General features: G+C 45.0%; 8 protein-coding genes. 7 read left to right on the top strand and 1 reads right to left on the bottom strand.

The window, feature by feature from the left end:
• The first annotated feature begins 8 nt into the window (after positions 1-8).
• The 5 genes from CC90_RS0104900 (at position 9) to CC90_RS0104920 (ending at position 7588) form a co-directional block, all read left to right on the top strand.
• Positions 9-2588 (top strand): leucine-rich repeat domain-containing protein, encoded by a 2580-nt coding sequence (locus CC90_RS0104900; RefSeq protein WP_031389699.1) that lies wholly within the window; start codon positions 9-11, stop codon positions 2586-2588.
• Between the two features lie 478 nt (positions 2589-3066).
• Positions 3067-3999 (top strand): S8 family peptidase, encoded by a 933-nt coding sequence (locus CC90_RS0104905; RefSeq protein ID WP_031389700.1) that lies wholly within the window; start codon positions 3067-3069, stop codon positions 3997-3999.
• Positions 4000-4077: 78 nt separating this feature from the next.
• Complete coding sequence (locus CC90_RS0104910; protein WP_242843243.1) at positions 4078-5514, top strand: beta/alpha barrel domain-containing protein; 1437 nt, start codon at positions 4078-4080, stop codon at positions 5512-5514.
• A 39-nt stretch (positions 5515-5553) separates the two neighbouring features.
• Positions 5554-6249 (top strand): GntR family transcriptional regulator, encoded by a 696-nt coding sequence (locus CC90_RS0104915; RefSeq protein ID WP_031389702.1) that lies wholly within the window; start codon positions 5554-5556, stop codon positions 6247-6249.
• A gap of 133 nt (positions 6250-6382) precedes the next feature.
• A complete protein-coding gene (locus tag CC90_RS0104920; RefSeq protein WP_031389703.1) occupies positions 6383-7588 on the top strand; it encodes an NADP-dependent isocitrate dehydrogenase in 1206 nt (401 codons plus the stop codon).
• Positions 7589-7733: 145 nt separating this feature from the next.
• Here the strand turns inward: CC90_RS0104920 and CC90_RS0104925 are convergent, their stop codons facing one another.
• Entirely contained in the window at positions 7734-9644 is a 1911-nt protein-coding gene (locus CC90_RS0104925) for an ABC-F family ATP-binding cassette domain-containing protein (RefSeq protein ID WP_031389704.1), read from the bottom strand.
• 281 nt (positions 9645-9925) lie between these two features.
• On the opposite strand from CC90_RS0104925, the gene CC90_RS0104930 reads away from it, so the two are divergent.
• Together CC90_RS0104930 and CC90_RS0104935 are read left to right on the top strand one after the other, a co-directional pair.
• Entirely contained in the window at positions 9926-10570 is a 645-nt protein-coding gene (locus CC90_RS0104930; RefSeq protein ID WP_031389705.1) for a redox-sensing transcriptional repressor Rex, read from the top strand.
• A gap of 11 nt (positions 10571-10581) precedes the next feature.
• Entirely contained in the window at positions 10582-11274 is a 693-nt protein-coding gene (locus tag CC90_RS0104935; RefSeq protein WP_051869287.1) for a hypothetical protein, read from the top strand.
• The last annotated feature ends 54 nt before the right edge of the window (positions 11275-11328 follow it).

The raw sequence follows: 11328 nt of genomic DNA on the forward strand, positions 1-11328 counted from the left end.
GGGGGCCTATGAATAAAAAAAGTAAGATTCTTTTAGGAGTGTTGCTCTTTGTTGCAATAGCAGCACTCCGGCTTCCAATGTCTCAGGTGGAAGCGGAATCATCATCTGCTTCTGATTTCCAGATGAAGGGCGATACACTGGTAAAGTATACGGGTACGGCCAGCGCGGCGTCCATTCCGGTATCAGTGAAGCACATTGGAAAAGAGGCTTTTTCAGGACATGCAGAGCTCAAGAAGGTCGAAATTCCGGGATATGTGGAAAGCATTGATTATAATGCGTTCAGCGGATGCAGTTCGCTAGAAAATGTTGTTATACCCGATACGGTTACGGCAATCGGTAACGGGGCATTCAGTGGATGCAGCAGCCTGAAAATAGTAACAATAGGAAAGAAATTGGATACCCTCGGCAATGGAGTATTTGCGGATTGTGCGGCTCTTAGTGAGATTAAGCTGAGTAAGAATAATACGGATTTTGTTTATGATTCCGGTGTGATTTACAGTAAAGATAAGACGATCGTGTACGCCATGATTCCGGGATATGCTCAGGGAGCATATAAGATGCCTTCCACGGTGAAGGAAATTAAGAGTAATGCCTTTTGGGGATGTATGAACCTCGAAAAAGTAGAAATAGGAAGCAATGTTAAGAAGATACCGGATTATGCCTTTGCAAATTGTCAGAAGCTGGGAAAGGTTCTGTTTCCGTATTCTGTGACTACGATAGGCATTGGGGCTTTTTCAGATTGCATTAACTTGGGAAGCATCGAAATACCGCTATCTGTTTCTTCGATACATGAGACGGCCTTCGAAGGTTGTCCGAAGCTTGTCATTATTGCGCCGGAGGGTTCTTATGCGGCGGAATATGAATCGAAGCGTGATAAATCCCAAGTGGCTCAAAGCGAATATCAGGAGGTGACAAAGGCCTCAGGAGAGAGCGGGAGTGAAGGCGGGCAGGGCGGAACGGATAATGCGGATGCGGATACCGGGACTACACTGGGACAAAGCAGGATTGTGGGTGGTAACGCAGTAGTGTTCATAGACAACAGTCGTTCCAAGGTGTTGTCCGGGAATGTGCAGACGGAAGATAAACAGGGCAGTACTGCATCCTCGGAGGTAATGGGAGGCGGGCAGACTGCAGGGGCCTATTCTAAGTATACGATTGTAAACGACAAGAAAATTGCAGCTCAGGCATATTATGGAAATACGGCATTGACCGAATATGAGATACCCGAGACGGTAGAGGAAATAGGAGATTTCGCTTTTGCAAGAACGGGACTCACCATTGTTACGATACCGGACGGTGTGATAACCATCGGATACGGAGCATTTTACCATGCGGATGACCTGGCTTCGGTATCCATTCCGGATACGGTAACGACGATAGAGCCTTCCGCCTTCGATAAGACAAAGTGGATGGAGAATTGTCTGGTCAACAGAAGAAATCCATTTACAGTAGTAGGAGACGGCATTTTAATCGCTTATGGAGGTGTCGGTGATAAAGTGGAGGTGCCGGAGGGCGTAAAGCAGATAGGAGCGGAAGTATTTAAAGGACATACCGAGATAACTGTGGTTACCCTGCCCAGTACCTGTACTGTTGTGGGAGAGGACGCTTTTGCCGGATGCAATAAGCTGACCAGCATATCCGGCGGTGATAACTTAAAGGAAATAAAGGATAGGGCATTTTCAGGATGTCCGATCAGTACCATAAAGATTCCTTCTTCTGTGGAGAAAATAGGTTTAAAGGCTTATGACATAACTGGCACGACAAAAGAGGGCGGAAGCAAAGTTGCTGTTTTCCTGGGCAAGAGTATACCAGGTGTATCTTATGAGAAGACGGCTACCAGATTGATAAACGAAGAGGACAGAGGTTCTGTGCTGAAGGGGGTAAACGTTGCGATTGTAAACGACAGCGTAACACCTGAGAACGTGAGGGGCACCGCTTTGGATTATGATACAGGCGGATTCAGGGGACTCGTCTGCAGTGTGGAACAGGCAGCGGAAGACGGCAAGCAAGGACGGTTAAGGCTTAAATTTATCGTGATGCGCGAAGAGGATGTAAACGATAATACGATTCCCAGTCAGGTAACGGTATATGGTAAGAGCTATAAGATATCCAACCCGAGAGAAGTCGTAGAGTACGTCTCCGGCAGCAAAGCGGAGGTTTTGGGACAAGGAATGGTATCGGTAGAGGTAGATAGTGCCACCTTATCCGGAACATTGGCTGCAACAGCGCAGTTGTCGGGAATCAATGAAAATTACGTTTTAAAAATCAGTGATAATGCCGGCGCAGGAAGCACCATAAGCGCGGCATATAAAAAAGCGGTGCCGGGCGGCAAAATCGTGAGCCTGCAAGTCTATGATTTCACCTTGTACGATGCAAAGACGATGATTCCCATCAGTAAGGCGGGAAAACAGCAAATGACGGTGACCATACCCAAGCCCATGGGAGTGGCGCAGGATGCTCTTCAGATTGCATGTCTGGATGAGGATGGACAGTTAGAAAAGATAGACTTCCATTTGGTAACGGTAGACGGGGTGTCCTGCATACAGTTTAACGTGCAGAGATTTACTACATACGCATTTTTTAATTAAAAAAAGTACCAAGACGGCGGGGCCTGGAAAATCGGTGAGGACTTGCTGCTTGGTACTTTTTTATGTAATAGGAAAGTGTTCCTATTACATAAAAATGGATGCACAGCTACGCGCGCGGAACAAAAGTTGTGCTGGCGAAGTATTTAATCACGAAAGTATGTGAAGCACACTTTTGTTTATATAATAGGAAAGTGCACCTATTACATAAAAATGGATGCGCAGCTACGCACGCGGAACAAAAGCTGTGCTGGCGAAGTTATTTAATCACGAAAGTATGTGAAGCACACTTTTGTTTATATAATAGGAAAGTGCACCTATTACATAAAAATGGATGCGCAGCTACGCGCGCGGAACAAAAGCTGTGCTGGCAAAGTTATTTAATCACGAAAGTATGTGAAGCACACTTTTGTTCCCATCTGACAAAAAGTAACGAATAACGACTCCCGGCATAAATTAATTAAAAAGCCGGGAGCGTTTTATGTTTAGAGTCAGACAACAGGTGGGCTGTACGGATGAGCTCGTAGCATCCTGCAATATTGGAAGAAATGGTGAAGTAGATGATATAAGGGTGGCGGTGCTTGATACCGGAGTAGGCAGCCATCCGGATTTAGACGGCAGAGTAGAGGCTTTTTATGATTTTCTTCATGGGGGAAGGGCTGCTTATGATGATAGCGGTCACGGGACCCACGTTATCGGTTGTATCGGAGGAAGCGGAAAAGCTTCCGGAGGAATGTATAAAGGAATTGCCCCTTATTGCCGCCTGATCGTAGGAAAAGTATTAGATGAGAACGGTGATGGCAATATAGATAATATGAGGAAAGGAATAGAGTGGGTACTGGATAACAGGGAAAGATATAAAATAAGAGTGCTTAACATTTCCATCGGAATAGGGCATATCGATGATAAAAGCAGGATGAATGAACTGATCCGCACGGTAGATGCAGCTTGGGACAGCGGAATCGTGGTGGTCTGTGCCGCAGGGAATATGGGACCGGAGCCGATGACGATATCCCCCCTTGGCGCCAGCAAAAAGGTAATAACGGTGGGATGCCACGAAGGAGGGTTCTTCAGCGGGAAGAGCTCGTTATGCGAGGATTACTCGGGCAGAGGACCGTCACCCTATGCGGTAAAAAAACCGGATGTGGTTGCTCCCGGCACGGATATCATCTCCTGCAACGTAGCCTGCCGTTCTACGTTCCGGGGATATAAGAACTCTTATACGAAGAAAAGCGGGACCTCCATGGCCACACCTATCGTTTCGGGGGCGGCGGCCTTGCTTTTGCAGAAGTATCCATACCTTACCAACGAGCAGGTAAAAAGGAAAATTAATTACAGCGCTACCGATCTACATGAACCGTGGACGAAGCAGGGGTGGGGAATGGTAAATATAGGAAGAATGCTCTCACTTTAATACAATTTATATATTGACATGAATAGTATGATTGTATACAATAATACCTAGCGTTTCAAAGAGGAGGCGCCTTGCCGCATGTCAGGGCAGAATGGAGGTACTATGAGAGAAAATAACAGCACATTTGAGAACCGTCCGGTGACGATGAATGAAAAAAATAATCTTCTTGAAATCGAGGAGCATATGTACATTTTGGATGACGTGGAAAAACCCAATGTCTTCCGCAATATGTTCCCCTATTCGGAAATCCCCAAGATTCCTTTCAATGACAGAATCGTACCGCATAATATGCCGAAGGAAATATGGATTACGGATACGACGTTCCGCGACGGACAGCAATCCAGAGCGCCTTATACAACGGAGCAGATTGTGACCATTTATGACTATCTCCACAGGCTCGGAGGTCCTAATGGATTAATCCGTGCCAGTGAATTTTTCCTATATAGCAAGAAGGACAGAGATGCTGTTTACAAATGTATGGAGCTGGGCTATCAATTTCCTGAGGTAACGAGCTGGATACGCGCGAGCAAGGAAGACTTTAAGCTGGTAAAGGAAATTGGAATGAAGGAGACGGGCATTCTTGTAAGCTGCTCCGACTATCACATTTTCTTAAAGCTTAAGATGACGAGAAGGCAGGCAATGGAGCATTACTTAAGCGTTATCCGCGAGTGCTTGGAGGAGGGAATCAGCCCCAGATGCCATTTGGAAGATATAACGAGAGCCGATATTTATGGATTTGTAGTGCCGTTTTGCGTGGAATTGATGAAATTAATGGAGGAATACAATATTCCTATTAAAATACGGGCTTGCGATACGATGGGATATGGTGTAAACTATGCGGGGGCAGTAATTCCCAGGAGCGTGCAGGGAATCATCTATGCGATTCATACGCATGCAGGCGTTCCTCATGCACTGATTGAATGGCATGGGCATAATGATTTTTATAAAGCGGTAGCTAATTCTACCACTGCATGGCTGTACGGCTGTGCAGGTATAAATACATCGCTGTTCGGTATCGGAGAACGTACAGGCAACACTCCGTTAGAGGCGATGGTATTCGAATATGCACAGTTGAAGGGTACCTTAGACGGTATGGATACGACCGTTATCACGGAGCTGGCAGATTATTTCGAGAAGGAAATCGGATACGAGATACCTCCCAGAACGCCGTTTGTCGGTAAGAATTTCAACGTTACCAGAGCAGGAATCCATGCGGACGGTTTACTGAAAAATGAAGAAATATACAATATATTTGATACGGAGAAGTTTTTAAACAGGCCGGTACTTTGTTCAGTAAGCGATACCTCCGGTCTGGCAGGAATCGCTCACTGGATGAATACGTATTTCAAACTTCACGGCGATAAGCAGGTAGATAAGAACTCTATGCTTGTGCAGGAAGTGAAGAAGTGGGTGGATGAAGAATATGCCGGCGGACGGATTACGGTCCTTACGGACGAGGAGTTGATCGAGCAGATCAATGCGGCATGTGAAAAACTGAACCTTACAATCGGCTGATGAATTGTTTATAAGCTACGGGAAAGGCATGGTTAGAGAATGGCGAATTATGATGTAAAGCAGGAGGTCACTGACAAATATTCCTTGAGGGGACGGGTATTCAATAAAATACGGGAAGATATATTGGACGGAAAATATAGAGACCATGAGGAACTGAAGGAAATTGCCATCGGTGAAGAATTGGGCGTAAGCAGGACTCCGGTCAGGGAGGCGTTCCGCCAGCTGGAGCTGGAGGGACTGATTCAGATCGTACCGAACAAGGGCGCTTATGTAACCGGAATTACCGCTAAGGATGTTCAGGATATCTATATGATTCGCTCTCTTTTAGAGGGGCTTTGCGCCAAATGGGCAACGGAAAATATTACCAGGGAACAGCTCGAGGAGATGGAGGAGAATGTATATCTGGCTGATTTTCATGCATCCAAGGGACATCTGGATCAGATGGCGGATTTAGACAACCGCTTTCATCATATTTTATATGAGGCATGCAACAGCAAGCAGTTGGAGCGCCTGCTCGTTGACTTTCACGAATATGTGCTGAGGGTCAGGAAAAAGACGCTGACTAACGGAGGAAGAGGAAAGACTTCCAATGACGAACACAGGAGCATTATGGAAGCCATTAAGGAGAATGATAAGGACAAAGCGCAAGAGCTTGCGAATGAACATATCATCAATGCTTATGACAATATGGTAAAGAACGGACTGTACAATATCTATGGTACGAACGAAAATTGACTGTACAAAAATGCCGGCAGATAGTAAGATAATAGGCGGAAAGATTAGTGTACCGTCCCGTTCATAATCAGCTAAACAATACTGTTTAGCTAAAGGTGAACGAGACAGCACACCAGATATAAGGAGTGTAGGAATGGACAAGATTAAAATGGTAACTCCCCTTGTAGAAATGGACGGGGACGAGATGACGAGAATTCTCTGGCAGATTATTAAAGAGGAGCTTTTGCTTCCCTTTATCGATTTGAAGACAGAGTACTACGACCTTGGTTTGGAACACCGCAATGAAACAGATGATCAGGTAACGACAGATTCTGCGGAAGCTACGAAGAAGTATGGGGTGGCGGTAAAATGTGCAACGATTACGCCCAATGCGGCGCGGATGACGGAATATCATCTGAAGGAAATGTGGAAAAGTCCTAACGGGACGATTCGTTCCATTTTGGATGGTACGGTATTCCGTGCACCTATTGTAGTGAAAGGTATTGAGCCCTGTGTAAAGAACTGGGAAGAACCGATTACTATAGCACGTCATGCGTACGGCGATATTTATAAAAATGTTGAAATGAAGATACCGGGGGCAGGTAAGGCGGAATTAGTTTTTACGGCTGCAGATGGAACGGTAACGAGGGAAGTAATCCATGAATTTAAAGGCGAAGGTATTTTGCAGGGCGTACATAATACGGATGCTTCCATAGAAAGCTTTGCGAAAGCGTGCTTTAACTATGCGCTGGATACGAAGCAGGATCTTTGGTTTGGAGCGAAGGATACGATTTCAAAAAAGTATGACCATAATTTCAAGGATATTTTTCAGGAAATATATGAAAAGGAATATAAAGAGAAATTTGAAGCGGCAGGAATTGAATATTTCTACAGCTTAATCGATGATATCGTAGCCCGCGTTATGAAGGCGAAAGGCGGCTTTATATGGGCGTGCAAGAACTATGATGGGGATGTGATGAGCGATATGGTATCCTCCGCCTTCGGTTCTCTCGCTATGATGACCTCCGTGCTCGTATCTCCTACCGGAGTATACGAATATGAAGCGGCTCACGGTACGGTGCAAAGGCATTATTACAAGCACTTGAAAGGGGAAGAGACCTCTACCAATTCTGTGGCGACTATTTTCGCATGGACGGGAGCTCTCAGGAAAAGAGGAGAGCTGGACGGAACTCAGGAACTGGTATCCTTCGCAGATAAACTGGAAAGAGCGACGCTGTCTACCATTGAAGAAGGTAAGATGACAAAGGACCTTGCACTGATTACGACGCTTAAGGGTGTAACTGTGTTAAATAGCGAAGACTTTATTAAAGCGGTTCGGAAGACATACGAAACGATATAAGCGTAAAAAGAATAATATAAAGCCGGTATGCCTCATTACGATGTAAAGCATACCGGCTTTTTTCTGTAATAGGAACACTTTCCTATTGCAGAAAAAATGGATGAGCAGCTATGCGCGTCAAGCAAAAGATGGGAGGTCTATCCAATCAATCCTCGGATTCAAGCTCCTCCCAGCGGTTCATCAGGTCTTCGATTTCCTTAGCAATGCTTTCCTTTTCCGTGGAAAGCTCCTGAAGCTTGGCTACGTTCGTACAAACATCGGGCAGAACCATAAGCCCGTCGATTTCGGCGTCACGATTTTCCAATGTTTCTATTTTGTTCTCTATTCGTTTCAGTTCGCTTTCTTTTTTTCGCTGCTTTGCCTGCTGTTCCTTTTGCTCTTTCCAATCCTGCTTGGAGATAGAATCGCTCTCCGGGGAGGAAGGCACGGAGATAGAGTACAAGGATGCAAGCTGAGGTTTTTTCTCCAAATAGTAGTCGTAATTTCCCAGATAGTTGATGAGTGAGCCGTTTGTCAGTTCCAGAATGCGGGAAGCAGTTCTGTTGATGAAATAACGGTCATGGGATACGTAGAGAACCGTACCCGTATAGTTATTTATGGCATCCTCTAAAATTTCCTTGGAGGCAATGTCCAGATGGTTGGTAGGCTCGTCGAGGATGAGAAAATTGGATTCCGAAAGCATTAATTTAGCTAAAGAAACCCGTCCTCTTTCGCCGCCGCTCAAATCGGAGATACGCTTGAATACATCATCGCCGGTGAAAAGAAAGGCGGCCAGGGTGTTTCGTATTTCCGTATTGTTCAAGGTTGGATAATCATCGGAAATCTCTTCAAAAAGGGTCTTGTCCTGATGCAGCACGTTGTGCTCCTGATCGTAATAGCCGATGTGAACGTTGCTGCCGGTTTTTAAGGTGCCTGAATCGGCAGGGAGCAGGCCGTTGATGATTTTCAGGATAGTGGTTTTCCCTGTGCCGTTGTCGCCGATGATAGCCATATGCTCTCCGCGCTTTATATCGAAACCGATGTTGCGAAAGAGAGAGAGAGAGCCGAAGGCTTTGGAGAGGTTCTCTCCGCAGAGAACGTCGTTGCCGCTTATATATTTAGGCTCCAGGCGGATGTTCATATCGGTAGAAGCTTCCGTGGGTTTTTCCAAAACCTCGATTTTATCTAACATCTTTTCGCGGCTTTCGGCGCGTTTGATGGATTTTTCACGGTTGAAGGACTTTAGTTTCTGGATGACCTCCTCCTGGTGTCTGATTTCCTGCTGCTGGTTCATGTAAGCTTTCAGGGCAGCCGTACGAATCTGTTCCTTTTTCACGGCATAGTCGCTGTAATTGCCGGAAAATACGGATGCCTTTGTCTGGTCGATTTCAATGATCTTATTTGAAATGCGGTCGAGAAAATAGCGGTCGTGGGATACGATGATGACCGCACCTTTGTAGTTCAGCAGATAAGTTTCCAGCCATGTAATAGAGGACATGTCCAGGTGGTTGGTGGGCTCATCGAGCATGATCAAATCCGGCTTCAATAAAAGAAGCTTACCTAAAGCAACACGCGTCTTCTGCCCTCCGGAGAGGGTGGATACGGATTTGGTAAAGTCACTTTCTGCAAAACCCAGGCCTTTTAATACTCCGGTAAGCTCGCTGCGGTATGCGTAGCCGCCGCCCTGCTCGAATTGATGGGTGAGCAGAGAATAAGATTCCATCAGCTTTTCCAGATCTTTTCCGGAGGAAGCCTTCATTTGAAGTTCCGTCTGGCGAAGCTGGGCTTCAATAAGAATCAGTTCCTTTTTGACGGACAAAAGCTCGTCATAAATGGTGTTGCCGCTGTCTACGGATTGATGCTGGGAGAGATAGCCGAAAGTTTTATCCTTGGAAAAAGCGACAACGCCCTCATCGGCTGACATTTCCCCGACAATGATTCTAAGGAGCGTGGTTTTTCCCGCGCCGTTGATTCCGACGATTGCCGCCTTATCATAGTCTTCTATGTGAAAGGATATATTTTTTAATATGCTTTTTTCATTGAATGCTTTGCTTATATTTTGACAAGATAATATCATGCTTATTCTCCTCATACAAAAACTGCCTGATAGAAACGGCAGAACATATTTATTACTGTCCACACAGTAGCTTAACACTTGCTGTTAAACTACGTAAGAACGTGGTTCAAGAGATGATTTCTGCTTCGCGAAGCGAATTTAAATGCAGAAATCATGCGTTACTGCGAACGGAGTGAACAGTAACATTTATTTTACATAGGATAAAAGACTCTGTCAATTCATTGACATTATTTTAACAGTTTTATATAATAAGAGATAACTATCGAATAGGGGGAAGTGTCGTGGAAGAAAAAGAAATTTCTCAAGCGGTAATAGGCCGTCTACCCAGATATTTCAGATATCTGAGCGAACTTAAGTATGCGGGAATCGAAAGAGTTTCCTCACAGGAGCTAAGCGATATCATGAAGGTGACCGCTTCGCAGATCAGACAGGATTTTAATAATTTCGGTGGATTTGGACAGCAGGGATACGGATATAACGTTGAATTTCTCCATAATGAAATCGGGAAAATATTAGGATTAGATAGAACACACCATCTGATTATCATCGGAGCAGGTAATCTTGGACAAGCACTTGCTAATTATGTGAACTTCGAGCGCAGAGGTTTTTTGTTCCGTGGACTTTTCGACAACAATTCCGAACTTCACGGGAAGAAGATATGGGGTATCGAGGTGCAGCCCATGGAGAATATGGAAGTGTTCGTCAAAGAAAACAATATCGATATAGCGGTTCTTACCATACCGAAGACAGAAGCTGTTACGGTGGCGGAGCAGCTTGTGGAGTATGGCATTAAGGGTATCTGGAATTTTGCCCATGTGGATTTGAATGTACCGGAGAATATTCAGGTAGAAAATGTCCATTTGTCGGACAGTCTGATGAAGCTGTCTTATAACATCAGCCGGTTTGAATCGGATAATACGAAATAGGGGTGAAGGGTATGTCGCGTTCAGAGGAAGTATACAAGGCGGCGTTGGCCGGAAAAGAAATTCCGCTTTTAACGTTGGATAATAAATGGCATCAGCTTTTCACACAGGCGCAGACTGAAATTTCAGGGGAGATCAAGCGCAATGAGGAGAAGCTGAACGAGCTGGTCAAGAGGCAGGGCAAGCTGAATACGGAGTCTAAGGACATCAGACGGCTGAAGAAGAAGCTGATGGGCGAGATCATGGAGATGGCAGAATCTTTAGGGGACAATCCCGATGTAAAGACGGAGAAAAAATTGGATGAGAACAGGCGCCTTATCAATGATTGTAACGAGAAGCTCGAGGCTTATCAGGAGGAACTGCGCCTTTTGCCCGAAGAAATAAACAGTGTGAATTATAAGCTTATGCTGGATACCATGGACGTTTGTTATACGAGAATCGCACAGAATACGAAAGAAATCGAAACAATTAATGAATGGATAAAAAATATCCGCATGGAGATTAAAAAGAATCTTGTACACAAAGAGGAAAGCGAAAAAGCGAATTTCGACTTATATTCTTATATGCATGATATCTTTGGCGCGGAAGTAATCGAGATCTTTGATATGAAATATAATCCGGAAGAAAGAAAAAGGGCTCAGGAGGAACGGGCGGCAAAGAAGGAAGCTGTTCCTCCTAAGACCATTATAGTAGACAAGGGAGAATAAGCGGTAAATGGGAATGCGTCAGAACGATTGTTTTTGGCGCATTTATGCTTAGGC

It is taken from the genome of Kineothrix alysoides, assembly GCF_000732725.1.
GTDB lineage: Bacteria > Bacillota > Clostridia > Lachnospirales > Lachnospiraceae > Kineothrix > Kineothrix alysoides.

What these genes read in the sequence shown, in the direction of transcription:
- CC90_RS0104900 (WP_031389699.1), top strand. Translation starts at nt 9, where the DNA reads ATGAATAAAAAAAGTAAGATTCTTTTAGGAGTGTTGCTCTTTGTTGCA.
- CC90_RS0104905 (WP_031389700.1), top strand. Translation starts at nt 3,067, where the DNA reads ATGTTTAGAGTCAGACAACAGGTGGGCTGTACGGATGAGCTCGTAGCA.
- CC90_RS0104910 (WP_242843243.1), top strand. Translation starts at nt 4,078, where the DNA reads ATGTCAGGGCAGAATGGAGGTACTATGAGAGAAAATAACAGCACATTT.
- CC90_RS0104915 (WP_031389702.1), top strand. Translation starts at nt 5,554, where the DNA reads ATGGCGAATTATGATGTAAAGCAGGAGGTCACTGACAAATATTCCTTG.
- CC90_RS0104920 (WP_031389703.1), top strand. Translation starts at nt 6,383, where the DNA reads ATGGACAAGATTAAAATGGTAACTCCCCTTGTAGAAATGGACGGGGAC.
- CC90_RS0104925 (WP_031389704.1), bottom strand. Translation starts at nt 9,644, where the DNA reads ATGATATTATCTTGTCAAAATATAAGCAAAGCATTCAATGAAAAAAGC.
- CC90_RS0104935 (WP_051869287.1), top strand. Translation starts at nt 10,582, where the DNA reads ATGTCGCGTTCAGAGGAAGTATACAAGGCGGCGTTGGCCGGAAAAGAA.